The organism is Pseudorhizobium tarimense (assembly GCF_022968135.1).
GTDB classification, from domain to species: domain Bacteria; phylum Pseudomonadota; class Alphaproteobacteria; order Rhizobiales; family Rhizobiaceae; genus Neorhizobium; species Neorhizobium tarimense.
Genome location: NZ_JALJRA010000003.1, coordinates 205,399 through 232,057, shown reverse-complemented (window position 1 = coordinate 232,057; position 26,659 = coordinate 205,399). Strand labels below are relative to the sequence as shown.

Here is a 26,659-nt window from a genome sequence, read left to right as displayed (position 1 = left end):
CTTAGGCGTGCTTTTCCAGCCAGGCCGAGATCACGCTTTCCAGCGCCTCGACCAGCTTTTCATCTTCGAGTTCCTCGACAACCTCGGCGACGAAGGCGTTGACCAGCATGGCGCGGGCCTTGTTCTCCGGAATGCCGCGGGACTTCAGGTAGTAGAGATGGTTGTCGTCGATGTCGGCAACCGTTGCGCCGTGGCCGCAGATCACGTCGTCTGCGAAGATCTCGAGCTCCGGCTTGACCGAGAACTCGCCATCATCGGTGAGAAGCAGCGTGTTGCACGCCATCTTCGCATCGGTCTTCTGCGCATCGGGCGCCACGCGGATCATCCCTTGGAAAACGCCCCGGGCGCGATCGAAGACCACGTTGCGGATGATCTCCGTAGAGTTGGTGTGCGGCACGTTGTGGCCGAGCACCAGCGTCACGTCCGTATGCGTTTCGTGGCCAAGCAAATTGACGCCACGAAGCGTCAGCTCGCTGCCTTCGCCTTCGACGTCGATGCGCAGCTCCTGGCGTACCAGCTTGCCGCCGGCATTGACGACGAAGAGCTTCAGCTTCGCATCCGCGCCGAACCGGACTCGGATCTGGCCGAGATGCGTATCGTCTGCGCCCTGCTCCTGCATGATCACCCAGACGACATCGGCGCCATCTTCCAGCGTCACGTCGCTGATGCTCGACACGAGCGCGGCTTCGCCTGTCGCCGAGCGGTGACGTTCGATGATAGTCGCCTTGGAACCGGCACCGAACACTGCCGGGAAGCGGGTGTGCACCTGGCCGGCGCCATGCAGTGCCTGCAGCTCGATCGGCGTCTCGATCTCGGCACCCGCAGGGACCGCAAGCGCGTAGCCGTCCCGCACGAGGCTGCCGTTAATCTTGCCGATGGCATCGTCGCGGTCGAGGGCCATCAGGCCAGACGCGGCGGCTCCACTCAAGAGAGCGTCGGCGAAGCTGGAAACCTCAACGCCTTCGACAGACGCGGATGCGCTGGCAGAGCCCTGGAGCACCGGCAGAACCTTCGATCCGTCCACCAAGGGCGCTATTGTCTCGAGCGACGGCGCGGCCGCTACAGGCGCGGGTACGGAGCGCAGCAATGTGCGCAGGTCTGTGTAGTGCCAGGACTCAACCCGACGCGTCGGAAGCCCGGTGTTCTTGATGTCGTCCAGCAGCCGATCACGGGTGCTGGTCACGGAGGCATCGCCCGGCAGGTCGCCGACCTGCTCCGTATAAGCCTCGACCAGCGCCACTTCGGCAGCGGTCATGCGCTTTGTCGTTTGAATGTTCATGTCCACATCCTTCCCGGGAATCAGGCTGCTTCCCCGATGATGTCGGCGTAGCCATTGGCTTCCAGTTCGAGCGCCAGGTCCTTGCTGCCGGACCGGATGACCTGCCCCTTGTAGAGAACGTGGACGCTATCCGGCACGATGTATTCGAGCAGGCGCTGGTAGTGGGTGATGACGATGACGGCGCGGTCCGGCGACTTCAGTGCGTTGACGCCATCGGCGACGATCTTCAAGGCGTCGATGTCAAGGCCGGAATCCGTTTCGTCGAGAATGCAGAGCTTCGGCTCGAGGAGTGCCATCTGCAGGATCTCGGCGCGCTTCTTCTCCCCGCCGGAAAAGCCGACGTTGAGCGGGCGACGCAGCATGGCAGGATCGATTTTCAGTTCGCCCGCTGCTTCCTTGACCCGGCGCATGAAGTCCGGCGTCGTCAACTCTTCCTCGCCGCGCGCCTTGCGCTGCTCGTTCATCGCAATCTTCAGGAACTGCATGGTCGCCACGCCAGGGATTTCGACCGGATACTGGAACGCCAGGAAGATGCCCTTCGAAGCACGCTCCGCCGGGTCGAGTTCAAGAATGCTCTCGCCGTTGTAAAGGATGTCGCCCTCGGTCACCTCGTAATCTTCGCGACCCGACAGGATGTAGGACAGCGTCGATTTGCCGGAGCCGTTCGGGCCCATGATGGCGGCAACCTCACCTGGCTTCACCGTCAGGTTCAAGCCACGGATGATCTCGGTGCCGTCTTCGGCGATGCGAGCGTGCAGGTTCTTGATCTCAAGCATTTCGTTTTCCCATTTATAAGGCGGTTCAAGGGCCGCCCGATAGACCTTTGGACAGCGAGGTCCGTTCGATTTCCGTCATCCTCGGGCTTGTCCCGAGGATCTAAGCCGTCAGTTGTAGTTGCTCCACCCATCCATATTCGGATGCGGGCGATACATATTCTCAATGTCGTTGATCCGCTCGTAGAGATCGACCCTGGTCGGGTTCAAACCTTCTATGAGCCTGATCTTCCATTCACGCAGATAGCGCTTCAGAGACTTTTCCCGCTGTATTGCGAGGACGATGTTCGGGTGGCGTTCAAACCAGACCAGATTTTTCGCCTTGTACCTCTGGGTAAATCCTTCCTGAACCGCATCTCGATGTTCCGATACACGACCATGGAGGTCACTTGTCACACTGGTGTAGATCACTCCTCGCGGTTTGTCGGACATCATGTAGACCAAGCCACTCATCCTCTATCCCGCGACAGCAGATCCTCGGGACAAGCCCGAGGACGACGGTGTGAATCGTCCTATCCCACACTCCCTTCAAGCGAAATGCCGATCAGCTTCTGAGCTTCGACGGCGAACTCCATCGGCAGTTCCTGGATGACGTCCTTGACGAAGCCGTTGACGATCAACGCGATTGCTTCCTCTTCCGGGATGCCGCGCTGCATGACGTAGAACTTCTGGTCCTCGGAAATCTTCGACGTGGTCGCCTCGTGCTCCACCTGACCCGACGCGTTTTTCACCTCGATGTAAGGGACGGTGTGCGCGCCGCACTTGTCGCCAATGAGAAGCGAATCGCAATTGGTGAAGTTGCGCGCGTTCTCTGCCCGACGATGGATCGAGACCTGCCCCCGATAGGTGTTCTGCGACCTGCCCGCTGAGATCCCCTTCGAGATGATGCGGCTCGACGTGTTCTTGCCGAGGTGGATCATCTTGGTACCCGAGTCGATCTGCTGGTGGCCGTTCGAGACGGCGATCGAGTAGAACTCGCCGCGGCTGTCGTCGCCGCGGAGAATGCAACTCGGATACTTCCAGGTGATCGCCGAACCGGTCTCGACCTGCGTCCAGGAGATCTTCGACCGATGACCACGGCAATCGCCACGCTTGGTGACGAAGTTGTAGATGCCGCCCTTGCCCTGTGCATCACCGGGGAACCAGTTCTGCACGGTGGAGTACTTGATCTCGGCGTCGTCGAGAGCGACGAGTTCGACCACAGCGGCGTGCAATTGGTTCTCGTCGCGCTGCGGCGCCGTGCAGCCTTCGAGATAAGAGACGTAGGCGCCTTCTTCAGCGATGATCAACGTGCGCTCGAACTGGCCGGTGTTCTTCTCGTTGATGCGGAAGTAGGTCGACAGTTCCATCGGGCAGCGGACGCCCTTCGGTACGAAGACGAAGGAGCCGTCGGTGAAGACTGCGGCATTGAGCGTCGCATAATAGTTATCGGTGGTCGGAACGACCGAGCCGAGATACTTCTTGATCAGATCCGGATGCTCGCGGATGGCCTCGGAGATCGACATGAATATCACGCCGGCCTTCTGGAGCTCCTTCTTGAAGGTCGTGACGACCGATACCGAGTCGAAGACGGCATCGACGGCAACCTTGGACGTCTTCACGCCCGCCAGAATTTCCTGCTCGCGAAGCGGAATGCCGAGCTTTTCATAGGTCTTCAGAAGCTCAGGATCGACCTCGTCCAGGGACGTCGGACCCGTCACGTTCTTCGGCGCCGCGTAGTAGTAGATGTCGTTGAAGTCGATCTTCGGGTAGTCGACACGCGCCCAGGTGGGCTCTTCCATGGTCAGCCAGCGGCGATACGCGTCCAGGCGCCATTCCAGCATCCAATCCGGCTCCTGCTTCTTGGCCGAAATGAAGCGGATGATGTCTTCCGAAAGCCCCTTTGGAGCCTTGTCGACTTCGATGATGGTTTCGAAGCCATACTTGTACTGATCGATGTCGATCCCTCGGACCTGATCAATCGTTTCCTGGACGGCAGGCATGCGCGTTCTCCAACTCTCAGCCGGCAGCCAAGCCGGCACCTCTTTGCTCGGACGGGAATTACCGCCCCTATGTAGTCGCCAAAAGGCGGGTTTCACACCTCCCGGCAAGCGGAAAGTTGCCTTTCCGCAAGTTTCTTGCCGTCTACGCGGCCTCACCCGGCGGAAGACGCCGGCCGAAGATCTTCTTGAACGCCGCGATGGCCGCAGACACGTCCTCTTGCGTGGTGGTCCGACCGATCGAGATGCGAAGGCCGCCGACCTCCGGATCGAAGCCCATAGCGGTCAATACGTGACTCTGGCCGACCTTGCCGGAGGAGCAGGCAGAGCCTGCGGAAAGCGCGATCCCTTCCAGATCGAAGGCAATCTGACCGGTCTCCGACTTGAGGCCCGGCAACGTAAAGAAGCAGGTGTTGCCTACCCGCTCGACGTCGCGCCCATGAATGATGACGTCCGGGGCAGCTTTAAGCACCCCCACTTCCAGTTGGTCCCGCAGTTCGGATACGTGCGCCTGGTGCTCCACCAGTCCTTCAAGCGCTACTTCAGCCGCAGCACCGAAGCCAATGATCCCGTGGATATTCTCTGTCCCCGATCGGTGACCTTTCTCCTGGCCGCCGCCGCGAATCAGCGGCGACGGCATCAGCGCCTCGCCACGCGCGATCAAGGCGCCGACACCCTTCGGTCCGCCAATCTTGTGGGAGGACAGGATGATGAAATCCGCATCGATCGCGGCGATATCAATCGGCATACGCCCTGCGGCCTGGACTGCATCGACGACAAGAAGTCCGCCGTGCTGGTGCACAAGCCGCGCGGCCTCCGCAACGGGCTGAACGATGCCGGTCTCGTTGTTGACCAGCATCAGCGCCACCATAGCTATCCCGGACGCTAGCTCATGGCTTTCGAGTGCGGCCTCGAGCGACTCAAGGTCCAGCACCCCGGCCCTCGTGACAGGCAGCTCCGTCACCCGCTCCGCCGGAAAGCGTCCGCCTTCTCTGACGGCCGGATGTTCGATCGCGGAGACGTAGAGCCTGCCGATCGAAAGCAGCGAGCGTCCCATGCGGAAATCCGGCGTCAGCACCTGGTTGGCTGCCTCGGTTGCGCCGCTGGTGAAGATCACACTGGCGGGTTCGGCACCGACGAGCGCCGCCACCTGCCGGCGGGCCTTTTCCACGGCAGCGCGAGCCGCACGACCTTCCGAATGGACGGAGGATGCATTACCGGAAAGCGCCAGAGCATCGAGCATGGCACGGCGAGCAGCGTCGGAAAGCGGAGCCGTTGCGTTCCAATCCATATAGACGCGTGCGAACGCCATTGTCCCACCTGCTTTCCTTTCTAGATACCCGACTAGTCCATGCAGTGCCGGAGCAGCCGCATTTTCCTTGAAATTTTGAACAGCCTTGCCTTATGAGACGTCAGCTGGGCCGCTGGGCGGCCCCGAAGTTTCGAATGGTTCTAAACTGAGTTTTAAAAAAGCTGACAAGCTTCGTCAAGTCTCTACTTGGCGCTCAGGGTACGACCTGAACCCGTGACCGGAGTACCGATGCCCGAAGTCATCTTCAACGGCCCTGCCGGCCGCCTCGAAGGCCGCTACCAGCCCTCCAAGGAAAAGAGCGCGCCGATCGCCATCATCCTGCATCCGCACCCGCAGTTCGGCGGCACAATGAACAACCAGATCGTCTACCAGCTCTTCTACATGTTCCAGAAGCGCGGCTTCACGACGCTGCGCTTCAACTTCCGTGGCATCGGCCGCAGCCAGGGCGAATTCGACCATGGTGCCGGTGAGCTGTCAGACGCGGCCTCGGCGCTCGACTGGGTGCAGAGCCTGCATCCCGATTCAAAGAACTGTTGGGTGGCCGGCTACTCGTTCGGTGCCTGGATCGGAATGCAGCTTCTCATGCGCCGTCCGGAGATCGAAGGCTTCATGTCGATCGCTCCGCAGCCAAACACCTATGACTTTTCCTTCCTTGCGCCCTGCCCGTCCTCCGGCCTTATCATTCATGGCAATGCGGACAAGGTCGCTCCGGAGAAGGACGTGGTTGGGCTCGTCGAGAAGCTCAAGACCCAGAAGGGCATTCTCATCACCCATCGTACCGTCGAAGGGGCGAACCATTTCTTCAACGGTCAGGTTGATAACCTGATGGCGCAGTGTGAGGACTATCTGGACCGTCGCTTGGAAGGCGAACTCGTGCCAGAGCCGGCCGCCAAGCGCATCCGCTGATTTGGTTCGTGCTCTATAACGCCTATCTCCGTCGCTGCGCTACTGCGCGGCGACGGAAGCCTCTATCGGCTCTCGCACCACCCATCTGACGCAGTTGCGCCCGGCTTTTTTGGCTTCATAGAGGGCGGCATCCGCCTGCTGCATGTTCTGTTGAAGCGTCGACCGGTCATTCCAGGGCGCAACCCCGAAACTTGCATTGGCACGGAACTCCCGCGGCAGCCCCGGCACCGCCAAGGTTGCCATCATTGTGCGAATTGCGTTCGCCAGCGGGATCGCAGCTTCTAAGCTCATGCGCGGCAGGAAGAGGCCGAACTCTTCCCCACCCAAACGCCCGACGACGGCACCTTTCGGCGCCTGCTCCGTCAGCAGTTGGCCAAAGGCTTCGATGACCCGGTCGCCGCAATAGTGGCCGTAGGTATCGTTGATGCTCTTGAAGTGGTCCAGATCGCACATGATCAGCGTGTGCGATCCCTGGTGATGGCGACCAATGCAGCGGACAAGCTGCTGCTCGAAGCCTCGTCGGTTGAGAAGCGCCGACAGCAGATCCGTCTCCGATTTGCTGCGCTCGTCCGCCATGATCTCCAGAACCAGCACAGCCAGGAGCATCAGGCCCACTGTTACCACCATGATCCCGGTCGCGCTTTGGGAGATGACGGCATAGTTGGTGTGAATGTAGTCTTTCGCCGTTGTACCTGCGCCAACGGCAGCGGCGAGCCAAGCCTTGCCGAGAAAATGCAGCCCGGTGAATGTGAGGAGCAGGCAAAGGGCGTAATCCACGGGAAGCCGGCGTTTGCTGCGCATCACAGAGCGCGCACCGTTGAAGCCTAGGATGGCGAAGGGCGTCTGATACGCAAAGGAGTGGAGGAGCGTCCCGCGCGGAAGATCATAAATCAAGAGATCGACGATCACCCAGAACAGGAAAAACATGACCTGATCCGGCAGACTGATCCGATCCTCGTAAAGTCGCGCGATGCCGATGCGCAGCAGTTGGAGTCCACCAAGAACGCTCACAAATGCCGCGATCGCCGAGAACCGCACCCAATCCGTATGCGCAACGGCAAGCTCGCAAAGCGTCGAGAATGAAGCCACCGCAAAGCCAGCAGCGATCCAGCGAACTGCGGACTTTGATCGGCTACGGGTCGAGACGACAAGGAAGACGACGCAGAAGGACAAGGCAATCAGGAAGTTCATCCCGAGGAAGAAATTGGTGCCGTTCATCGTCCGCGCCTGCAGTCAGCTGCAGGCTTCTCCCTTGATTGCGCTACCACATGATCTATATCCCCTGCCCCAACCAAAGGTTAAGACCAAAAACACCAGCTGCAGATCATTCCTTCTTATGTGGATAACGGAGCACACCGCCCGTAACCGGCTGCCGCACCCCAGTGGTGCCCGGAAAGGTGAGCGGAAGATGTTTAAGCGAGCGCGCGGCGAGATAGGCCCAGGCTTCAGCCTCCATCGCGTCGCCGTCCAGACCTGCCTCCTCGGCGCAAGCGACGCGTGACCCCTGCGCCGCCGCGAGCGCAGACAGATCACGCATCAGGACGCTGTTGAGACGGCCACCGCCGCAAATGACGTAAAGCGCCGGTTGCTGCGGCAGATGCTCCGCAGAGCGGATGATGGAGGCGGCCGCCACATACGCCAAGGTGCGGGCACCATCCGCCAGCTCCGCATCATCGCCCTTCGGTGGAAGGAAATCGTTGCGGTCGAGCGAACGTCGTTGGGACGCGGTGAAGAACGAGCTGGAGAGATACCCTTCCGCCAAAGCCGAAACGACCCGTCCTTCAGAGGCGATCATTCCTCCCTGGTCAAACGGAACGCCTGCATGCGCTTCCACCCACTGGTCGATCAGCGTGTTGCCAGGCCCGCTGTCGAAGGCGATGATCGATCCGTCGAGGCCGACGAAAGTGAGATTGGAGATGCCGCCGATGTTGACGAAGCATACCGGCCGCTCCTGAAGCGGAAGGTTTTCCGCCAGAGCCGCGTGATAGGCCGGAACCAGAGGCGCGCCCTGCCCGCCATGAACCATGTCATTCGCGCGCATGTCATAGACCACCGGAGCGCCAGTCAAATCTGCAAGCAGCTGCCCGCTTCCCAGCTGAACCGTCAGCGCCCGATCGGGACGGTGCAGTACCGTCTGTCCGTGAAAGCCGATGACATCGATATCGGAGGGCTTCAGGCCATTCTGGTGGAGGAACTGCGAGACAGCATCGGCGTGCCGGCGCGTCAGCTCCGCCTCGATCTCGCGCAGCTGTCCCGGCCTCTGACTGCGCTCGCCAACCTCTTTCGCGTCTTCCAGCGCCAGCTTTAGCATCTGGCGGAACGCGGGCTCGTAGCGGACCCCGAGAAAGGCTCCCCGCTCGACCCGCTGCTCGCCGTCCGTCTTCAGCAGAGCAACGTCGATGCCGTCCATCGAGGTCCCGCTCATCAGGCCAATTGCCGTTTTCATTCCATCCATTGATGACGCCCAGAATCAATTTTGAAGTGATTATGCGCACAAACAGTGCTAGACGCCCGCCCGTACCAGAAAATCCCTCTCCAGAGATCATTCATGTCCAGGTTCAAGTCCGCTTTCCTTCGCACGCTCGACGAGCGTGGCTTCATTCACCAGATCTCCGATGAGGCAGGTCTCGACGAACTGTTCGCCAAGGAAACCGTGAGCGGCTATATCGGCTATGACCCCACAGCACCCAGCCTGCATGCGGGCAGCCTGATCCAGATCATGATGTTGCACTGGATGCAGAAGACCGGTCACCGCCCGATTTCCCTGATGGGCGGCGGCACTGGTATGGTCGGTGACCCGTCCTTCAAGGACGAGGCGCGGCAGCTGATGACACTCGACACGATCGAGAGCAACATCGCTTCGATCAAGCGCGTTTTCTCCAGCTACCTGAACTACGGCGATGGACCGACGGACGCGCTGATGATCAACAACGCCGACTGGCTGCGCGGCCTGAACTACCTCGAGTTCCTGCGCGACGTTGGCCGGCATTTCTCGGTCAACCGCATGCTGTCCTTCGAGAGCGTCAAGACGCGCCTTGATCGGGAGCAGTCACTGTCCTTCCTGGAATTCAACTACATGATCCTCCAGGCCTATGACTTCGTCGAGCTCAACAAGCGCTATGACGTGCGGCTGCAGATGGGCGGCTCCGACCAGTGGGGCAACATCATCAACGGCATCGATCTTGGTCACCGGATGGGGACGCCGCAGCTCTATGCGCTGACCTCCCCGCTCTTGACTACCTCGTCGGGCGCCAAGATGGGCAAATCGGCGAATGGTGCCGTCTGGCTCAATCCGGATATGCTGTCGGCCTATGACTTCTGGCAGTACTGGCGCAACACCGAGGATGCCGACGTCTCGCGCTTCCTGAAGCTCTATACCACGTTGCCGATGGACGAGATCGCGCGCCTGTCGGCGCTCGGTGGCTCGGAGATCAATGAGGTGAAGAAGATTCTCGCCACCGAAGTGACGGCAATGTTGCACGGGCGCGCGGCTGCCGAAGAGGCTGCCGAGACAGCGCGCAAGACCTTCGAAGAGGGTGCGCTTGCCGACAACCTGCCGTCGGTCCAGGTGCCGGCCGCCGAACTGGAAGCCGGGATCGGCCTTCTGGCGCTCATCGTTCGCGCTGGCCTCGCTGCTTCGAACGGTGAAGCGCGGCGGCATGTTCAAGGCGGCGCAGTCAGGATCAACGACGCAGCCGTATCCGACGAGCGGATGACTGTCGGGGCAGGCGAAGTCACCGCCGACGGTGTTGTCAAGCTGTCTCTCGGCAAGAAGAAGCACATGCTCATCCGCCCGGCCTAACTGGCGGCACAGAAAAGGATCTGAAAGACCCGGCCACCTACCGGGTCTTCCATATCGGGCTCACTGGAACTCGAAGATCTGGCGAAAGATGCCGGGTGCGATAATGGACAGGGGATTGACGGTCAGCCGCGGCTGTTCGAACGGCCCCTCAAGTTTGAAGGTGATGCCGAGTAGGCCGCGGTCGCGGCCGTTGCCGAGGATTGCACCGATGATCGGCAGTTCGGCGAACAGCCGGTTCAGGCCATAGGCTGGCATGAAGGTTCCCGTCATGTCCATACTCCCGGCGGCATCACGCACCACGCCCTGGAAGCTCGCCCCGATCTGTTCGCCGCGGACGATCCCGTTTTCGACCGATAGCACCCCATCGCGGTAGACTACACGCGCAAAGCCGCGCTGGAATTTTGCCGAACTGACGTCAATGTCCCGTTTTACCGCAGCGTTCAGGCTGCGGCCCTGCTCGCCCACAGGTGTGGAGACGATGGATTGCAGCCGCGATTCGTTGATCAGCGAGAAGTTGCGTAGGTCCACCGAGCCGCTCCAAAGGTCGTTGGACTGCGCCCTCACCGCCACGTTGAGCAGCCCGCCCTTGATCCTGTTGTAGAGGTTGGTGAAGCGCGCTACTGCGCCGGCGTCGCCGCTGGTAATCGAGATCGTGTTGCCTTTGACCATCTGGCTGACGACAGCGGCACCGCTTGTGGTGACCGCAGAAAAATCTGCGGTGGCGATGGTATCACCCTTCGTCTCGAACAGTATCGAGACGTTCAGGAGCTGCTCGTCGTTGAAACCGATCATCCGGTCTAGGTCGACCTTTATCCTGGCATTCCCAGAGCCCTTGTCGTCACCGTTACCTCCCCCAGTGGAGCGCAGCTTGGTCAGCACCGGCCTCATATCTGCCGACGTGCCGGACACCGAGACGTCGAAGGCGCCGCGGCTCTGCTTCAACGACACGCGATAATCATCAGAGGGTGAAAGCTTCAGGCGCGAGAACTGCGCGGACTGGAGAGATCCGCCAGATAGCATCATCTCTCCATCAGCACCGAAGCCTTCGCCATCCAGCTTAAAGTTGCTGATGCTGTCGGTCTTGCCGTCACTGGCGACCTCGAAGCTTGCCTTCGCTGGAATGCCGCTTCCCTTGGTCCAGCCGATCCACGGCACGGAAAGCGCCGATCGCGTCAGGTCGAGCGAAACGTTTTGCCGCGTCTCATCGAGCCGCGTGATCTCCGCTCCAATCGTCCCGTCAATGATATCGGAGAGGCCTGGCACCAGCTTTTCGCGCTGCTGATTGTCGAGAACCGCTTTGATGATCCGTTCCTTCGCCACCGGCGAATTCTTTCCCACCGGCTCCACCAGCGTCACCTGGGCTGGAACGCCATCGATGGCGGCATTCGCCGTCAGCCTCGCCGCCTGAGGGTCGACACTAAGCTTGCCGTCGACGTCGCTAATCTGTCGCCCGGCAAATTCCGGCCCCAGCGCCACATCCGTCAGGGCGATATCGGCGCTCCAGACCGGCTCCGGTGGGTCATGATCGGAGATCAGACCGAGACGCGCATGGACCGCTGCACTGGCGGTTCCGGAGAAGTCCTTAGGCTTGAATTCTGTGTTCTTGAGCCCGTTGAGCGGGTGGAAGTTTGCAAGCTCTGCCACCGCATCCGCAGGGCCGGAAACGTTGAGAGACAGATCCGCCATCAGCGGCTTGCTGTAGGTCGACGCAATATCGAAGGTCCCGTCGGAGACGGAGACGGAACGGCCGGAGGGGAAGTAGGAAGCGGCTTTCTTCACCTGCACCTTCATGACCTCGCCCTTCAGGTCGAACATGCCGTTCACATCACGAAGTGGAGGAATGTCTCCAGGCAGGTTGATGCGGGCGTCGTCGATGCCGAAGGAGATCCGCAGTTCATTGGCGTCGAGATCGAGAGGATGGCCGGGACCCTGCATACGACCTGCGGGGATGAACACGGCGATGGAGCCGTTCGTCACGGTTCCCCCATAGAGCTGCTCTAGCACCCATTCGCGCGGCTTGCGGGCCATCCAGAAGGGCCAGAACTGCTTCACGCCCGCAACCTGCATCACCGGCAGTTGGCCGCCAAAGCTGATCTCAGGCGAGGCATTGCCGAAGCGCACCATCAGTGAGCCGGCCACCGAGCCGAGCGGGCTGGAGAGCAGGATATCATTCAGCTCCACTTCCCGTTCCGCCGACAGATATTTGCCCGCGGCTCTCAGGTCGAAGATCGCGGGTGCTTCGCCCGAGCCAGCAGCCGTTGCGGTACCGCCGCTGACCAGAAGGCTGACGCCGAAGCCGGGTCGCGTCTCGGTAGCATCGAGCCGGTTGAGGTCCAGGATGGCACCGCTGAGCGGAAGCACAGTCGTTCCGAAACGCATCTCCGAATCAACAAGCTCCAGCGACTGCTTGTCGAAATCGAATGTGGCGTTGATGACGCCGCCAGACAATTCTTGATCGATGCCGTCGAAATAGAAAAGGCCGGGCGACTGTGTGAGCGTGAGGTTGATCGCCGGGGCCGTGATCTCGCGGTCGCGGACCGCGGACAGCGCAACATCGACTGTCCCCTGCACGCCGTCGCGCGGTGCCCCGTCGTCCGCCCGCCGAAGCAGGAACGGGGTCACATCGAGGCCTTTGAGTTTCGCGGTCAACGATGATGACACGCCGTCGATCACCGCCGCCGTCGCCTGCAGTTCCGCCGTCTGATCGTCCAGTGAAATGCTTCCGCGCACGAAGATCTCGCCCGGAGCGGCACGGGTGAGATCAAGCGAGGACACTTCAAGAGCGACGGGCGTGCGACCCGGTGCGGAGGGCAGGAGAATGTTGATGCCGGACAGGCTGATCGTATCCGTCCCGGTGCGCTCCATCAGGCCGCGGGCCTCGTCGAGACGCTGGAATGCCTGCTCCAGGGCCTCGGGCAGGGCATCGACCCGAACCTTCGCCAGCACCATCGGATCGCCTTGCGGCAGAGCGCCGGTGTCGAGCTGTATGCCGCCCGCCTCCATATGGCGGATCGAGATACGTCCTGCGGCAAGGGCCAGAGGATCGACCGCCATGCGCAGGACGGCCGCCTGCGACAGGTGCTGGCCCGAAGCCTGTTCAATAATGTGAACATCCCGCGCTTCGAGAGCCAGGCGGAAATCAGAATCGAACCGGATGGCCGCCGATCCCACCGTTGCGCGGTAGCGCAGGCCCAAAGCGTTATTCAGGGCATCGTTGGCACGGGCAGAAAGCGTCCCGTCGACTGCGCCGCCCTCGATGGCAAAGAAAGCGCTGCCGGCGGCGGCAAGAAGCAAGAGCACCAAAATGACGAGAATCCGACCAATCCTCTGGGTCCGGCCACGTCTCGGCGGGCAATGCACGATGATTGGATCTTCGGCCTGCGCCGAAGGCATCATATGCAGCGGCGTGATCTCATTCCTGCCGAAGCTGACCTTTTCGCCGCGGATTTCCGACATTAATGGATGAACTCACCTCTGCTGCCGACGGATGATCCGTTGGCCGGCACAATCAATATACATGATTTGCGCGCTCATCCTCCAAGATACTGGCGAAAGAAAGGACAACCATGACAGAATTGAAAGCCGGCGACCCCGCCCCAGACTTCGAACTTCCAGCAGCCGAACTTGGAACGGTCACGTTGAAGGCTTTCGCCGGCAAGACCCTGGTCCTCTACTTCTACCCCAAGGACGACACGAGCGGCTGCACGACCGAGGCCGTGGCATTCACGGAGCTCCTTCCGCAGTTCGAGGCGGCTGGAGCAACCATCATAGGCGTGTCTCCTGACTCAGTGGCGAAGCATACGAAATTTGCCGCCAAGCACGGACTCAAGGTCATCCTCGCCTCGGACGAGGACAACCACGTGGCATCAGCCTATGGCGTCTGGAAGGAGAAGAGCATGTACGGGCGCACCTATATGGGCATCGAGCGCTCGACCTTCCTCATCGGACCCGACGGGAACCTGCGGCATGTCTGGCCGAAGGTGAAGGTTGCCGGCCATGCCGAAGAGGTTCTCCAGGCCGTTGCAAGCTGAGCAGAGGTACCTAATTCCACCGAAACTCTCAGCGCCTAAAGCCTCCGTTAACCTTAACCATATGTAATCGCGCGAACGAAGACGCAGCGAATCGGGTACTGGGGAGTAAGGGTGGCTCAGGGGGCGGAAACAAAATCGTTCGGCCGCAAGCGGCCGGAACACATTGTGATCCTCGCCTGTGGCGACAAGGTTCGCCACATGACGATACGGCCATGGATGGCCGCCCTCGGCTTCTGCATCGTCTCGATCTTCTCGGTCGGCTACCTCGCTGCCACAACCTATCTTTTCGTTCGCGACGATCTGATCGGCGGCGCCATTTCACGCCAGGCCAGACTTCAGCATGAATACGAGGACCGGATCTCCGCCCTTCGCCAGCAACTCGATCGGGTTACCTCGCGGCAACTGGTGGACCAGCAGGCGCTGGAGCAGAAGGTCGTAAAGCTGCTCAAGCAGCAGCAGGCGCTCGTCTCGCGTCACGGCAAGCTCGATCCACTTTACGAACGTGCGGAGGAATCGGGCCTGATGCCGACTGTGGAGACCAATGCCCAGGCCGTGCAAAGCCAGCAGGCAGCATACACGGGGACGTCGGTCGGCGCCATTGGCGCCCTGCTCGGCCGGCAGGGCGGCGACACCGCCACGACTGACCTCGCCTATGCGCCGTTGCGTAACGGCATGTCCGACGGGGCAGACAAACTCGTCTCGGAAGTTACTTCGTCCCTCAAAGATATCGAGCGCGCGCAGCTCCGCAAGATTTCAAACCTAACCCTTGATGCTGCCGAAAAGGCGGACGCGATCGCCGGGATCATGAAACGGACGGGCGTGGACGTCGATTTGATCGTCGACGATGAGGACGGCCTTGGCGGACCCTTCGTGGAGCCGGAAACGGGAAGCTCCACCTTCGACGAGTCTGTGAGCGGGCTTGATGCGGCGCTCAGCCGCCTTGAAGCTATCCGTGATACAGCCAAGGCACTCCCCTACGGCAACCCAGCGCCCGGTCAGCCGGTCACCAGCCGCTACGGCAACCGGATCGATCCGTTCCTTGGAAGGCTTGCTTTGCATGCCGGCATCGACTTCCAAGCCCAGACTGGTGAGAAGGTGATGAGTACTGGTGCGGGCAAGGTCATCATAGCCGGCTTCTCCGGCGGCTACGGCAATCTGGTCGAGATCGATCACGGCCATGGCATTACCACCCGCTACGGGCACCTCTCGCGCATCCTCGTTTCAGCGGGTGACGAGGTGGAAGCGGGAGCGGTGATCGGCCGCGCCGGATCGACGGGGCGCTCCACCGGTCCGCACGTGCACTATGAAGTCCGCCGCAACGGCAACGCGGTCAATCCGGTTCACTTCCTGAACGCGGGGATGAAGCTCGACACCTACCTCAACTGAGGCAGAACTTTCCGATGCGCCCCGATAATGGGGCCCATGTTTACCAAATCCCGGTTCTCAAGGCCGTTTCCTTGACTTTCCAACTGTTTCCCACTATCTGGCAGCCAACTGTTGGCCACGCATAGCGGACCGACGCTCGTGTTCTATGAAGAACCAGAACGGAAACAGATCTCCCTTTGACAACTTTTGCTGATCTTGGCCTGAGCCAGAAAGTCCTCTCTGCTGTCACCGACGCGGGTTACTCGACACCCACGCCGATCCAGGCGGGTGCCATTCCCCCTGCGCTTCAGCGCCGCGACATCTGCGGCATCGCCCAGACGGGAACCGGCAAGACAGCCTCCTTCGTGCTGCCAATGCTGACGCTCCTGGAAAAGGGACGCGCCCGGGCTCGCATGCCGCGCACGCTCATTCTGGAGCCGACACGCGAACTTGCAGCACAGGTCGCGGAGAACTTCGAGAAGTACGGCAAGAATCACAAGCTAAACATCGCGCTGCTGATCGGGGGCGTTTCCTTCGATGAGCAGGACCGCAAGCTAGAACGTGGCGCGGACGTCCTGATCTGCACGCCAGGCCGACTGCTCGACCATTGCGAGCGCGGCAAGCTGTTGATGACCGGCGTCGAGATCTTCGTCATCGACGAAGCAGACCGCATGCTCGACATGGGCTTCATACCGGATATCGAGCGGATCGCCAAGATGATCCCGTTCACCCGGCAGACGCTGTTCTTCTCGGCCACCATGCCGACGGAAATCCAGAAGCTCGCCGACCGCTTCCTGCAGAACCCGGAGCGGATCGAGGTTGCCAAGCCTTCCTCGACTGCGCTGACCGTGACGCAACGGCTCGTCGCGTCCCACAACAAGGACTACGAGAAGCGGGCGGTGCTTCGCGACCTGATCAAGCAGCAGGACGACTTGAAGAACGCCATCATCTTCTGCAATCGCAAGAAGGATGTGGCAGATCTCTTCCGTTCGCTCGATCGCCACGGCTTTTCGGTAGGCGCACTGCATGGCGACATGGACCAGCGGTCGCGCACGACCATGCTGGCGAACTTCAAGGACAACAACATCACGCTTCTGGTCGCGTCCGACGTTGCGGCGCGCGGTCTGGACATCCCGGATGTCAGCCACGTGTTCAACTTCGACGTTCCGATCCATGCGGAAGACTACGTCCACCGCATCGGCCGTACAGGTCGCGCAGGTCGCTCGGGCAAGGCTTTCACGCTCGTGACACGTTCAGACACTAAATATCTGGATGCGATCGAGAAGCTGATCGGCCAAAAGATCGAGTGGCTGAACGGCGATCTTTCCGCTCTCCCTGCTCCGATGGAGAGCCACGACACGGGCGAACGTGGCCGCAACAAGGCTCGTGGCCGTGACAGGGACCGCAGCCGCGGCAAGCGCGACGAGACGCAGGCGAAGGCGGCAGCGGTCGCCGATAACGAGACACAGGAAGAGGTCGTGGTGGAAGCACCCGCAGAGAATGTGACGGCAGCTCCCCAGCGCCGGTCTGAACGCCGCCAGCAGCCTGCAGGTCGCGGTGATCGCCAGCACCCGGCAAATGACGACCGCCGTGAGCGCCGCAACCGGCATCGCGATCACGACGACGGCCCGACCCCGGTCGGCTTCGGCGACGACATCCCTGCCTTCATGCTCGTCGTGGCAAACGTCGGCAAGGCCTGATTTCTCCATGACTATGAGGCCCGGCGTCGATTTTCCTGGCGTTGGCAGTGGGCTCGTGATCCGACGTGGCGATGGCAGAATTCTGCTGTATCGACGTATTAAAGCGCCGGAAGCTGGTCACTGGAACATTGTCGGCGGCAAGGTTGATGCCATGGAAACCTCGGCCGAGGCCGCCCGCCGAGAGGCCGAGGAGGAGACGGGATTGCGGATCGGACATGTCGAATTCCTCTGCGCCACGGAAGAGATTATCCCTGCCGACCGGCAGCACTGGGTGTCGCTGATATACGTCACGGATGACTTCACCGGAGAGCCGCGGCTTGCGGAGCCGGACAAGCTCTCCGACTTCGGCTGGTTTTCGCCCGAGGCCCTGCCGGCGCCCCTTTCGGTCTTCACAGCCAAGGCGATGGCAGCGTTGCAGCAACGCTGACCATTTACTTCTGCGACCGCACCGCCGCCTCATAGGCCAGCTGCAACCAGATCTTCATCACATCCGGATCGTCAACCGCTTCCTCTGGAATGCTCCAGTAGGGCATGGCGGCAGGCTTGCCTTTCTTGCTTTCATAGACCCACTGCCTTGCCCCCGCTACCTCGAAGAGCGGCGCGCTGACCGGATCAGCCTTGAGCAGGATCTCACCATAGACATCAAGGGCGAGGATCAGCCCGTTGCGATAGATTCCCTTGCCCCCGAACATACGGCGGATGGAGACGGGGCCGAGCGGCTCGAACATCTCCTCGATGGCGGCGTTGTCCATTTCTCTAACCCCTCAGAACACCGCCGGCGGCCTGGACGGCGTCGGGCGTATCGACGTCAAGATGGGCGGCGGGACCGATTTCCACGTCAATGATCGGCAGGCCGGAGTTCTCGATTATCGCGCGTGCGCCCACATCACCCTGCAATCGACGTACCGCTTCATATGTTGCCCGCGGCAGGATGATGGGGTTGCCTCGTTTGCCGTTGTGAGAGGCGCGGACAACGGAGGCGGCGTCCGTCTGGCGGAATGCCTCGATCAGGCGGTCGACATGGTCCGCCGTGACTTGCGGCATGTCGGCCAGCATGACCAGCACCCCCTGGCATTCGCCCACTTGCGGCAACGAAAATCCGGTGGCAAGGGAGCCGCCGAGGCCGGTGGCGTAATCCGGGTTGAAGACCAACGTTACGTCGAGACCGGAGAGCGCAGTATCGATCTCGTGGCGCCGGTGACCCGTCACCACCACGACCGGCTGCGCCTGCGAACGGCACAGCATCTCCGCGCTTCGCCTGACGAGCGGAACGCCTTCGAACTCCGCAAGCAGCTTGTGTGGCGCCCCCTGGCCCATGCGCCGCGCCTGGCCTGCTGCTAGCAGCACAGCACCCACCCGTGCAGGCGCTTCCTCCGTGACGGCGGAAGCTTCCCGGGGCTGCGGCCGACTGGCAATTTCCATTAGCAATCCTCCCACACCCATCCCAGTGATGTCCTGCGCCGTTGGCTTCTCTCCGGCAAGAATGCGGCTCAGAACCCAGTCAAAGCCGTTTTCCTTGGGTGAGCGAGCGCAACCCGGCGCACCGATGACAGGTATGTCTTGCAGGCGTCCCAGCACCAGGAGATTGCCCGGATCCACCGGCATGCCCACATGCTCCACGTCACCACCGGCTGCCCGTATTGCAGCAGGAATGACATCCTGTGGATCGGATACCGCGGACGCTCCGAAGACTATGATCAGGTCCGGCCGCTCTCCCGCCGCCATGCCGCGGCACAACGCCTCGGTCAGCATACGCTCGTCGTGCGGGATCCTCACCTCCTCAGTCACCTTGCTTCCCGATGGATCAAGGCGGCGCTGCAGGAGCATTGCCGTCCGGTCCATGACGGAGCCTTTGAGCGATGGGAGCTCGGTGGCGATCAGCAGCACTCTGTGCCGCCGATAGGGCTTCACCTGGAATGGTATATCTTCCTTCAGAAGGCTGACCGCCCGCACGACCGCGGCTTGCGGGACAGCGAGCGGAATGATCTTTACCGTGGCGACCATGTCGCCGCTGCGCACCGAGGCGTGATCGGCAAGCGTTGCAATGGTGATTGCCGGATCCAGGCGGTTCAAGGCATCAACCAGCGTGCGGTCGGCGACAAACAGGCCCTCCGCGGTTGCATGAAGGTTCACGCGGCCTGTGGCCGCTTCTGTCGTGCAAAAGTTTATCTGAGGCACCGCAGCCGCGATTGCGGCTGCGGCCTCATCTTCCAGCAGGTCGTCCTCTGCCAGCCGCACGACCGTGACGCGGTCGATACCCTCTGCTGCCAGCGCGATGATATGCTCCTCCGTCAGCAAGGTGCCTTTGGAAAGGCGTCCACCCGGCAGACGCAAGCTGTGAACCAGGAGGCAGCCTTTTGCATCATGAGTGTCGACCTCCCCGAACTGCATTGTCACGCCGTGGTGACAGTGTCGCGCCGGCGGAAAGCCTGCACGATCTGGGCGAGGATCGCAACCGCGATCTCCTGCGGCGTCGCCGCTCCGATGTCGAGACCGATAGGTGCTGCGATGCGTGCGGTCGCTGATTCGTCCAGGCCCTGCCCGCACAGCCGTTCAACGCGTTTGGCGTGAGTCTTGCGGCTGCCGAGCGCGCCCACATAGAAGCAGTTCCTGCGCAGCGCATCCATCAGCGGGAAGTCGTCGATCTTCGGGTCGTGCGTGACGGCTACCAGCGCGGTGTAGGCGTCGAGCGGTCGCCGCCCGAGCACATCCTCCGGCCAATCGGCAACGAGATCCACATCGGCGAATCGTTCGGGCGTGGCGAAGGCTGTTCGAGGATCGACGATGGTGAGGTCGTAGCCCACCAGCGGTGCCATGCGCGCAAGCGCCTGGCTAATGTGAACCGCGCCGATGACGACGATCCGCGGTGGCGGAAGGTAGACGTTGAGGAAAAGATGGCGTCCCGCGACATCGACGGCAGCCGCCTTGCCGGAGCGGAAAGCTTCAGCAACGTGATCGCCGAGATTTCCGGCCACCGTCTCCCCTTCCAGGATGACGCGTTCGCCCCCGGCATCGAGATCCGTGACGACGACGGCGGCGTGCCGACCCTTCCGCGCGATGTTCAGAGCGCGCAGCGACGTGAGGTCCATCAGCCGAGTCTCTCGACATAGACACGAATCGTCCCGCCACAGGAGAGCCCCACGCGCCAGGCGGTCTCGTCGGCGACGCCGAACTCCAGCATCTTGGGGTGACCGGTGGCAATCACGTCCTGTGCCTCGGCGATCACCGCGCCTTCGACGCATCCTCCGGAAACTGATCCTTCGAAGTTTCCGTCGTGGTCGATCACGAGATGGGAGCCCGCAGCACGCGGCGCCGAGCCCCAGGTGTCTATGACCGTTGCGATCGCGACAAAGCGTCCATGGGAGCGCCAGTCTTCGGCGATCAGCAGAGGGTCCAGCGGATCGAGATCGCTCATGCGGCCGAACTCCTTGAAAGAAAGCGGCGAGGATCGCCTTGCGAAGATGTATGATCGGAGAGCGCCGAAGCAAGGTCCGCCACCGATTGCAGATTGTGGACCGAACGAAGTTCGTCGACATGCGGCAGCATAGCCCGCACACCTCGGGCACGCGGCTCAAATCCCTCGAATCGCAGAAGAGGATTGAGCCAGACCAGGCGACGGCACGACCGGTGCAGGCGATCCATCTGCTTTTCCAGTTCCTCCACCCCTTCCCGCTCCAGACCGTCCGTGATCAGCAGGACGATCGCTCCCTGCCCAAGGACGCGCCGCCCCCAGAGGCGGTTGAAGTCCGCCAGCGCGGCACCGATCCGTGTGCCCCCCGACCAATCGGCGACGGCATCGGAACAGGCAGCGATGGCCTCGTCTGGATCGCGCCGCCGCATCTGCCGCGTCACGTTCGTCAGTCGTGTCCCGAACAGGAAGGTCTGCACCCGTGTCCGTTTCTCGGTCAGTGCATGGAGGAAGTGAAGGAAGACGCGCGAATACTGGCTCATCGAACCCGAGATATCGGCGAGCACCACTAAGGGCGGCGGTGCGTGGCGCCGCTTGCGAAAATGCGGCAGCATCAGATCGCCGCCACTGCGCATCGCTTCGCGCATCGTTGCCCGCGGATCGATGCGGCCGCAAGCAGCGGCAGGCTGCCAGCGCCGCGTGAGCGTTCGATCGAGCGGCAGCGCGAGGCGCGCGATCTCCCGCCGAGCAAGCGCAAGCTCCGCCGCACTCATCTGGGCGAAGTCCAGGCGCTTGACCAGCTCCCGCTGCGATGCCGTGAGCGTCGCGTCCACATCCACAGTCGGCGGCTCCTGCTTCCGTTCCGGAGGCTGCCGGTCCGCCGTCAAAGCCTCTGAAACCCTGTTGTGGCCCGCCCGCGGCTTCTCGGGCTTGCGGTGGTCGGCAGCCTTGGGCGACGTCAGCGCGATCATCTTGCCGACCAGGTCGCAAGAGCGCCAAAAAAGGTCGAAAGCTTCGTCGAAGACTGGCTGGTCCTCGTGCCGCTGCAGGAAAACCGCCGAGAGGGCGGCATGGAACTCGGCACGCGATCCGATGCCGATCGCCTCGATTGCATTGATGGCATCGGCACTGGCGCCGGGACCGGTCCGGATGCCGGCGCGGCGAAGCACCCGGGAGAAGTGCACGAGGTTATCAGCTAGCCGCCCATCCACGTTCAGTGACGACGGGATTTCGCTTTCTTCCTTTTGATCAGCTTGCTGCATCGCCTATCCCGCGGCCAGCAGTTCCGCCTTCACCTCGGAAAGCAGTCGCTCTCCCTCGCCGCCCTGAACGCGCGCGATGTCGTCCTGGTACTTGAGCAGGGTGCATAGCGTATCCGCGATCGTCTCGGGGTCCAGCGCGATCCGATCCAGCTCCGTCAAAGCGGTCGCCCAGTCGATCGTTTCGGCCACACCCGGGTTCTTGAAGAGGTCGAGGCCACGCAGCTTCTGGACATAGGAAACCACCTGCGCCGCAAGCCGTTCGCTGCATCCTGGCACCTTGCGGCGGACGATGTCCAGTTCCTGCTCGGCGTCTGGATAATCCACCCAGTGGTAGAGACAGCGCCGTTTCAGCGCATCATGGATCTCGCGCGTCCGGTTCGTGGTGATGATGACGATCGGCGGTTCGGCAGCCTTTATGGTCCCCAGTTCGGGGATCGTCACCTGGAAGTCTGAGAGAACCTCAAGCAGGAAGGCTTCGAAGGCTTCATCGGTGCGGTCGAGTTCGTCGATGAGGAAGACCGGAGCAGCCATCCCCGCCTGGCCGAGCGCCTGCAGTACCGGGCGACGGATCAGGTGTCTTTCCGCGAAAATATCCGTCTCCAGCCGCTCCCGGTCACGCACGCCGCTCGCTTCCAGCAGCCGGATCTCCAGCATCTGCGCGGGATAGTTCCACTCGTAGACGGCGGAGGAGACATCGAGGCCCTCGTAACACTGCAGCCGGATCAGAGGCCGGTTCAAGGCCTTCGCCAGCGTCTTGGCCACTTCCGTTTTGCCGACGCCGGCTTCCCCCTCGAGAAACAGCGGCCGTTTCATCTTCAAGGCGAGGAACACCACCGTCGCCAGCCGCCGATCGGCAAGATAGTCCTCGCGCTCCAGAAGAGCGGCGGTTTCGTCGATCGACGAGGGGACCGCTGTTGCGCTGTCATCCGTCATGGCGCCTCCTGTGGCCACTCTAGAGCGCGCGGAACTTTCGGTCCAGATAGATGAGCGCTTCGCTCTGTGGTCCGAAGTGGAGCCCAACCACCTCACCGAACACCACGAAGTGGGTCGAGACGGGCTTGATGTCCGTAATCCGGCAGTCGAACGAGATCAGAGCATCCGAGAGGACCGGTGCGCCGGTGGACAAGGTTGTCCAGGAGGCACGGGAAAAGCGCTCCGCGCCCGTAACCTCTCCGAAACCGGCAAAGTCACCTGCCAGTGACTGGTGTCCGGCGGCCAGCGAATTCAAGGCAAAGCAGCCGCTCTTCAGGAAGATCTCGTTGTTCGGGTTACTGCGGTTCAGGCAGACGAGCAGGCTCGGCGGGTCGTCGGAGACCGAGCAGGCAGCCGTCACGGTCAACCCTCGTCTGAACCCCTCATGCTCCGTTGTCACCACCTGCACGTGACCTGCGTAACGCGCCATCCCGTTGCGATATGCGACGGGGTCGACCTGCTGCTCTTGCGTCAAATGCATCTCCGTGGGACGCCGGTTTCTTGCCTCACCTCGGCATATGGAGAGGCCGGCTTGGCTTGTCTACGCCCCGCAGCCGTTTTCGGATCGGTGAGAACGGGGCCGATTCTCTTTGACGCCCGCGGTGAGCAGGCTAAATGTGGACACACGGCACAAAGGCGGAAAAGATGATGCGACCCTGGCTCCTTGCAACGATGCTTGCCCTCTCCGGTCTGGCCGCCGGTCCCGCGACGTCGGCAACCATCGGCGTCGTCGCCCCGACTTCCGGATCCTATGCACTTCTCGGCGCGCAGGTTCTCGCCGGCGCCCGCGCTGCGGCTGAAGAGACCGGCGATACGCTGGTCGAGATCAACGAAGTCTGCGATGACCAAGCAAGCCCCTCGGCCGCCGATCAGCTGATCGAAGCGCAGGCGGTTGCCGCCATTGGCTTCCTCTGCAGCGAGACGTTGTCCATAGCCCTCCCACAACTTTCGACGGCCGCCATTCCCGCCATCACCCTCTCGGTTCGCTCCGAAATTCTGATGGAAGACGCGCTGCGGGAAGATTGGCCCCTTTTCCGCCTGGCGCCGAACGAGGGCGACGAGGCAGAGCGGATCAGCGAAGTCATCCTGCAGCGATGGAAGGCAGAGCCGGTTGCCCTCATCGAGGACGGGACCATCTACGGGCGCGAATTGCTCAGCGCCGTTCGCCGCCAAATCGAGGAGAACGGGCTGACACCGGTGTTCGTCGACACTTACAGGCCGGGCCAGGAACAGCAGCTGGCGCTTGTTCGTCGCCTGGCCAAGGCCGGCGCGGCGACGCGCGTCTTCGTCGGCGGAGACCGCAACGACGTGTCGGTCATCGCCCGTGACGCTGCCAGTGAAAACGTCCCGCTCCTGATCATGGGTGGCGATACCTTGCGCGCCGCCGATCGGCCGGTCCCGCTTCAGGAGGGCGTGATGGCCGTCGCCATCCCTGATTATGCCGACCTTCCGTCGGCCTCGGCAGCCGCGGCCCAGTTCCGTTCGAACAACGTGGAGCCGGAGGGCTACACCATTCCGGCCTATGCCGCGGTTCAGGTGGTAAGTCAGGCGGCCGCCGCCAGTGCGTCGCAGCCGTTGTCGGAGGAGCTGCAATCGATGACTTTCGAAACGGTCATCGGTCCTCTCTCCTTCGGTGACGACCACGAGCTGGCGCAGAACCCGCTGAGGCTGCAGGAGTGGCGGGACGGGCGCTTTGTCCCGGTGGAAGTTCCGACGGACTGATTGTTCCGGTGGCCTCAGGGTGCTACAGGCGCCGATAACGCCGGAGAAGAACCATCATGACGCTGCCCATCCGTATTGCCCCCTCCATCCTTGCCGCCGATTTTGCCAAGCTCGGGCAGGAGGCGAAAGACGTGACGGAGGCCGGTGCGGACTGGATCCACCTCGACGTCATGGATGGCCATTTCGTTCCCAACATCTCCTATGGTCCGGACGTCATCAAGGCGTTGCGTCCGCACACCTCCGCCTTCTTCGATTGTCATCTGATGATCACGCCGGCCGATCCCTATCTCGAAGCCTTCGCTAAGGCCGGCTGCGACGGGATCACCGTGCATGCGGAATCGGGACCGCATCTGCATCGCTCGCTGCAGACGATCCGCACCCTCGGCAAAAAGGTGGGTGTCACCCTCAATCCCGCAACACCGCTATCCGTGATCGAGAATGTCCTCGACGACATCGACCTGATCCTGATCATGAGCGTCAACCCCGGCTTTGGCGGTCAGAAGTTCATCCCGGCCATGGTCGAGAAGATCGGGACCGCCAAGGCCATGATCGGCCCGCGGCCGATCGAGCTTGAGGTCGACGGCGGCATCACGCCCGAGACGATCGGCGCGGCCACCGCGGCGGGTGCCAACGTGTTCGTCGCGGGCTCCGCCATCTTCCAGGGCAACAGCGTCGAGAGCTATCGCGGGCGCATCGACGGGCTTCGCGATGCTGCGACCCGATCCGCAGGCAGCCGTGATTGAGCTTTTTGCCGCTTCTTGTTAAAGCGGCCCCAACTCCTTGTATCGATGGAAGGCTCCGCCCATGATCCCCCGTTATTCGCGGCCAGAGATGGTTTCAATCTGGTCGCCGGAAACCAAGTACCGAATCTGGTTCGAGATAGAGGCGCATGCCTGCGATGCGCTTGCCGCCATCGGCGTAATCCCGAAATCGGCTGCAGAGACGATCTGGGAAAAGGGTGGCTCAGCAGAATTCAACGTCGAGCGTATCGATGAGATCGAAGCCGTCACCAAGCATGACGTTATCGCCTTTCTCACTCATCTGGCGGAATACGTCGGTCCCGACAGCCGCTTTATCCACCAGGGCATGACCTCGTCGGACGTGCTCGATACCTGCTTCAACGTGCAGCTCGTACGGGCAACCGACCTCCTGCTTGCCGATATGGACAAACTCCTTGAGGCCCTGAAGCGCCGCGCCTTTGAGCACAAGGATACGGTTACCATCGGCCGCAGCCATGGCATCCATGCCGAGCCGACGACCTTCGGCGTGAAGCTCGCCCAGGCCCATGCGGAGTTCGACCGCAACAAGACGCGCCTGATGGCCGCTCGCGAAGAAATTGCCACCTGCGCCATTTCCGGAGCGGTCGGCACGTTTGCGAATATCGATCCGCGCGTCGAAGAGCATGTCGCCGCAGCGATGGGCCTGAAGCCGGAGCCGGTGTCGACGCAGGTCATCCCGCGCGACCGGCATGCCATGTATTTCGCAACGCTTGCCGTCATCGCCTCATCGATCGAGCGCCTGGCGACGGAAATCCGTCACCTACAGCGGACGGAAGTGCTGGAAGCGGAGGAATACTTCTCGCCCGGCCAGAAGGGCTCCTCGGCGATGCCGCACAAGCGCAATCCGGTGCTGACCGAAAATCTGACGGGGCTTGCGCGCATGGTCCGCTCTTTCGCCATGCCGGCCATGGAGAATGTGGCGCTGTGGCACGAGCGGGACATCTCGCATTCCTCCGTGGAACGCATGATCGGCCCGGATGCGACCGTGACGCTCGACTTCGCGCTCGCGCGCCTCACCAGCGTCGTCGACAAGCTGCTGGTCTACCCGGAAAACATGATGAACAACATGAACAAGTTCCGCGGCCTTGTTCACAGCCAGCGCGTTCTTCTGGCGCTGACCCAGGCCGGCGTTTCACGCGAAGATGCGTATCGCCTTGTCCAGCGCAACGCGATGAAGGTCTGGGAACAGGGCAAGGATTTCCTTGAGGAACTGCTGGCTGATGAAGAAGTCCGTACAGCGCTCTCCGAGGAAGACATCCGCGAGAAGTTTGACCTTGCCTATCATACCAAGCACGTCGACACGATCTTCAAGCGCGTCTTCGGCTGAAGCGAGACTGCAGGACAATCAAAGGGCCGCCGGACATCCGA

24 protein-coding genes are annotated in these 26,659 nt (G+C 61.8%); 9 read left to right on the top strand and 15 right to left on the bottom strand.

Going from position 1 to position 26,659, the window contains the following annotated elements; translation table 11 throughout:
- Position 1: 1 nt before the first annotated feature.
- From sufD to MUU54_RS05045, 5 genes are all read right to left on the bottom strand, one after another.
- Positions 2-1,279 carry a Fe-S cluster assembly protein SufD gene (sufD, locus tag MUU54_RS05065; protein WP_247242944.1) on the bottom strand — a complete coding sequence of 426 codons (1,278 nt, stop codon included), beginning with the start codon at positions 1,277-1,279 and terminating at the stop codon, positions 2-4.
- Positions 1,280-1,299: 20 nt separating this feature from the next.
- Positions 1,300-2,055, bottom strand: coding sequence for a Fe-S cluster assembly ATPase SufC (sufC, locus tag MUU54_RS05060; RefSeq protein ID WP_247242943.1), 756 nt, complete (start codon positions 2,053-2,055; stop codon positions 1,300-1,302).
- 108 nt (positions 2,056-2,163) lie between these two features.
- Positions 2,164-2,505: a GIY-YIG nuclease family protein gene (locus MUU54_RS05055; RefSeq protein WP_247242942.1), complete on the bottom strand. Its 342-nt coding sequence runs from the start codon at positions 2,503-2,505 to the stop codon at positions 2,164-2,166.
- Between the two features lie 59 nt (positions 2,506-2,564).
- Entirely contained in the window at positions 2,565-4,034 is a 1,470-nt protein-coding gene (gene sufB / locus MUU54_RS05050) for a Fe-S cluster assembly protein SufB (protein WP_247242941.1), read from the bottom strand.
- A gap of 142 nt (positions 4,035-4,176) precedes the next feature.
- Complete coding sequence (locus MUU54_RS05045; RefSeq protein WP_247242940.1) at positions 4,177-5,343, bottom strand: cysteine desulfurase family protein; 1,167 nt, start codon at positions 5,341-5,343, stop codon at positions 4,177-4,179.
- Positions 5,344-5,571: 228 nt separating this feature from the next.
- Between MUU54_RS05045 and MUU54_RS05040 the strand changes: the two genes are divergently transcribed.
- Positions 5,572-6,249, top strand: coding sequence for an alpha/beta hydrolase (locus MUU54_RS05040; RefSeq protein WP_247242939.1), 678 nt, complete (start codon positions 5,572-5,574; stop codon positions 6,247-6,249).
- Between the two features lie 39 nt (positions 6,250-6,288).
- Here MUU54_RS05040 and MUU54_RS05035 read toward each other — a convergent pair whose 3' ends face one another.
- Positions 6,289-7,467, bottom strand: a complete 1,179-nt coding sequence (locus MUU54_RS05035; RefSeq protein WP_247242938.1) for a GGDEF domain-containing protein — start codon at positions 7,465-7,467, stop codon at positions 6,289-6,291.
- Between the two features lie 106 nt (positions 7,468-7,573).
- Complete coding sequence (locus MUU54_RS05030) at positions 7,574-8,704, bottom strand: anhydro-N-acetylmuramic acid kinase (protein WP_247242937.1); 1,131 nt, start codon at positions 8,702-8,704, stop codon at positions 7,574-7,576.
- A 93-nt stretch (positions 8,705-8,797) separates the two neighbouring features.
- On the opposite strand from MUU54_RS05030, the gene tyrS reads away from it, so the two are divergent.
- Complete coding sequence (gene tyrS / locus MUU54_RS05025; protein WP_247242936.1) at positions 8,798-10,051, top strand: tyrosine--tRNA ligase; 1,254 nt, start codon at positions 8,798-8,800, stop codon at positions 10,049-10,051.
- Between the two features lie 60 nt (positions 10,052-10,111).
- Here the strand turns inward: tyrS and MUU54_RS05020 are convergent, their stop codons facing one another.
- Positions 10,112-13,507, bottom strand: a complete 3,396-nt coding sequence (locus MUU54_RS05020; RefSeq protein WP_247242935.1) for a YhdP family protein — start codon at positions 13,505-13,507, stop codon at positions 10,112-10,114.
- Positions 13,508-13,617: 110 nt separating this feature from the next.
- Between MUU54_RS05020 and bcp the strand changes: the two genes are divergently transcribed.
- The 4 genes from bcp to MUU54_RS05000 all read left to right on the top strand — a co-directional run bounded on the left by bcp (position 13,618) and on the right by MUU54_RS05000 (position 17,574).
- The gene (gene bcp, locus MUU54_RS05015) at positions 13,618-14,082 is read left to right on the top strand and encodes a thioredoxin-dependent thiol peroxidase (RefSeq protein ID WP_247242934.1); all 465 of its coding nucleotides are present in this window, start codon (positions 13,618-13,620) and stop codon (positions 14,080-14,082) included.
- 111 nt (positions 14,083-14,193) lie between these two features.
- Entirely contained in the window at positions 14,194-15,468 is a 1,275-nt protein-coding gene (locus MUU54_RS05010) for a M23 family metallopeptidase (RefSeq protein WP_247242933.1), read from the top strand.
- A 176-nt stretch (positions 15,469-15,644) separates the two neighbouring features.
- Positions 15,645-17,147 carry a DEAD/DEAH box helicase gene (locus MUU54_RS05005; RefSeq protein WP_247242932.1) on the top strand — a complete coding sequence of 501 codons (1,503 nt, stop codon included), beginning with the start codon at positions 15,645-15,647 and terminating at the stop codon, positions 17,145-17,147.
- A 7-nt stretch (positions 17,148-17,154) separates the two neighbouring features.
- A complete protein-coding gene (locus tag MUU54_RS05000; RefSeq protein WP_376742047.1) occupies positions 17,155-17,574 on the top strand; it encodes an NUDIX domain-containing protein in 420 nt (139 codons plus the stop codon).
- Between the two features lie 4 nt (positions 17,575-17,578).
- Here MUU54_RS05000 and MUU54_RS04995 read toward each other — a convergent pair whose 3' ends face one another.
- From MUU54_RS04995 to MUU54_RS04965, 7 genes are read right to left on the bottom strand one after another with little or no spacing between them, the layout of a single operon-like run.
- Positions 17,579-17,899: a TfoX/Sxy family protein gene (locus tag MUU54_RS04995; protein WP_247242931.1), complete on the bottom strand. Its 321-nt coding sequence runs from the start codon at positions 17,897-17,899 to the stop codon at positions 17,579-17,581.
- A gap of 4 nt (positions 17,900-17,903) precedes the next feature.
- Positions 17,904-19,538 carry an NTP transferase domain-containing protein gene (locus MUU54_RS04990; RefSeq protein ID WP_247242930.1) on the bottom strand — a complete coding sequence of 545 codons (1,635 nt, stop codon included), beginning with the start codon at positions 19,536-19,538 and terminating at the stop codon, positions 17,904-17,906.
- A 2-nt stretch (positions 19,539-19,540) separates the two neighbouring features.
- Positions 19,541-20,236, bottom strand: a complete 696-nt coding sequence (locus MUU54_RS04985) for an XdhC family protein (protein WP_247242929.1) — start codon at positions 20,234-20,236, stop codon at positions 19,541-19,543.
- On the bottom strand, positions 20,236-20,562 hold the full coding sequence (locus MUU54_RS04980; protein WP_247242928.1) for an XdhC family protein: 327 nt from the start codon (positions 20,560-20,562) through the stop codon (positions 20,236-20,238). The genes MUU54_RS04985 and MUU54_RS04980 overlap by 1 nt, the downstream gene beginning before the upstream one ends.
- Complete coding sequence (locus tag MUU54_RS04975) at positions 20,559-21,818, bottom strand: vWA domain-containing protein (protein WP_247242927.1); 1,260 nt, start codon at positions 21,816-21,818, stop codon at positions 20,559-20,561. The genes MUU54_RS04980 and MUU54_RS04975 overlap by 4 nt, the downstream gene beginning before the upstream one ends.
- Positions 21,819-21,821: 3 nt before the next feature.
- Positions 21,822-22,751, bottom strand: a complete 930-nt coding sequence (locus tag MUU54_RS04970) for an AAA family ATPase (protein WP_247242926.1) — start codon at positions 22,749-22,751, stop codon at positions 21,822-21,824.
- A 19-nt stretch (positions 22,752-22,770) separates the two neighbouring features.
- Entirely contained in the window at positions 22,771-23,265 is a 495-nt protein-coding gene (locus MUU54_RS04965) for a flavin reductase (RefSeq protein ID WP_247242925.1), read from the bottom strand.
- Between the two features lie 170 nt (positions 23,266-23,435).
- Here MUU54_RS04965 and MUU54_RS04960 point away from each other — a divergent pair, with 170 nt between their 5' ends.
- From MUU54_RS04960 to purB, 3 genes are all read left to right on the top strand, one after another.
- The gene (locus tag MUU54_RS04960; protein ID WP_247242924.1) at positions 23,436-24,512 is read left to right on the top strand and encodes a branched-chain amino acid ABC transporter substrate-binding protein; all 1,077 of its coding nucleotides are present in this window, start codon (positions 23,436-23,438) and stop codon (positions 24,510-24,512) included.
- A gap of 56 nt (positions 24,513-24,568) precedes the next feature.
- A complete protein-coding gene (gene rpe / locus MUU54_RS04955; protein ID WP_247242923.1) occupies positions 24,569-25,255 on the top strand; it encodes a ribulose-phosphate 3-epimerase in 687 nt (228 codons plus the stop codon).
- A 61-nt stretch (positions 25,256-25,316) separates the two neighbouring features.
- Positions 25,317-26,618, top strand: coding sequence for an adenylosuccinate lyase (purB, locus tag MUU54_RS04950; protein WP_247242922.1), 1,302 nt, complete (start codon positions 25,317-25,319; stop codon positions 26,616-26,618).
- Positions 26,619-26,659 lie beyond the last annotated feature (41 nt).

Coding starts and splice junctions, on each gene's coding strand:
- tyrS (WP_247242936.1), top strand. CDS start 8,798: ATGTCCAGGTTCAAGTCCGCTTTCCTTCGCACGCTCGACGAGCGTGGC.
- MUU54_RS04980 (WP_247242928.1), bottom strand. CDS start 20,562: ATGAGCGATCTCGATCCGCTGGACCCTCTGCTGATCGCCGAAGACTGG.
- MUU54_RS04975 (WP_247242927.1), bottom strand. CDS start 21,818: ATGCAGCAAGCTGATCAAAAGGAAGAAAGCGAAATCCCGTCGTCACTG.
- MUU54_RS04960 (WP_247242924.1), top strand. CDS start 23,436: ATGATGCGACCCTGGCTCCTTGCAACGATGCTTGCCCTCTCCGGTCTG.
- MUU54_RS05030 (WP_247242937.1), bottom strand. CDS start 8,704: ATGGATGGAATGAAAACGGCAATTGGCCTGATGAGCGGGACCTCGATG.
- MUU54_RS04970 (WP_247242926.1), bottom strand. CDS start 22,751: ATGACGGATGACAGCGCAACAGCGGTCCCCTCGTCGATCGACGAAACC.
- purB (WP_247242922.1), top strand. CDS start 25,317: ATGATCCCCCGTTATTCGCGGCCAGAGATGGTTTCAATCTGGTCGCCG.
- MUU54_RS05035 (WP_247242938.1), bottom strand. CDS start 7,467: ATGAACGGCACCAATTTCTTCCTCGGGATGAACTTCCTGATTGCCTTG.
- MUU54_RS05000 (WP_376742047.1), top strand. CDS start 17,155: ATGACTATGAGGCCCGGCGTCGATTTTCCTGGCGTTGGCAGTGGGCTC.
- MUU54_RS04990 (WP_247242930.1), bottom strand. CDS start 19,538: ATGCAGTTCGGGGAGGTCGACACTCATGATGCAAAAGGCTGCCTCCTG.
- MUU54_RS05020 (WP_247242935.1), bottom strand. CDS start 13,507: ATGTCGGAAATCCGCGGCGAAAAGGTCAGCTTCGGCAGGAATGAGATC.
- sufB (WP_247242941.1), bottom strand. CDS start 4,034: ATGCCTGCCGTCCAGGAAACGATTGATCAGGTCCGAGGGATCGACATC.
- sufC (WP_247242943.1), bottom strand. CDS start 2,055: ATGCTTGAGATCAAGAACCTGCACGCTCGCATCGCCGAAGACGGCACC.
- bcp (WP_247242934.1), top strand. CDS start 13,618: ATGACAGAATTGAAAGCCGGCGACCCCGCCCCAGACTTCGAACTTCCA.
- MUU54_RS05045 (WP_247242940.1), bottom strand. CDS start 5,343: ATGGCGTTCGCACGCGTCTATATGGATTGGAACGCAACGGCTCCGCTT.
- MUU54_RS05040 (WP_247242939.1), top strand. CDS start 5,572: ATGCCCGAAGTCATCTTCAACGGCCCTGCCGGCCGCCTCGAAGGCCGC.
- rpe (WP_247242923.1), top strand. CDS start 24,569: ATGACGCTGCCCATCCGTATTGCCCCCTCCATCCTTGCCGCCGATTTT.
- sufD (WP_247242944.1), bottom strand. CDS start 1,279: ATGAACATTCAAACGACAAAGCGCATGACCGCTGCCGAAGTGGCGCTG.
- MUU54_RS04985 (WP_247242929.1), bottom strand. CDS start 20,236: ATGGACCTCACGTCGCTGCGCGCTCTGAACATCGCGCGGAAGGGTCGG.
- MUU54_RS04995 (WP_247242931.1), bottom strand. CDS start 17,899: ATGGACAACGCCGCCATCGAGGAGATGTTCGAGCCGCTCGGCCCCGTC.
- MUU54_RS05055 (WP_247242942.1), bottom strand. CDS start 2,505: ATGAGTGGCTTGGTCTACATGATGTCCGACAAACCGCGAGGAGTGATC.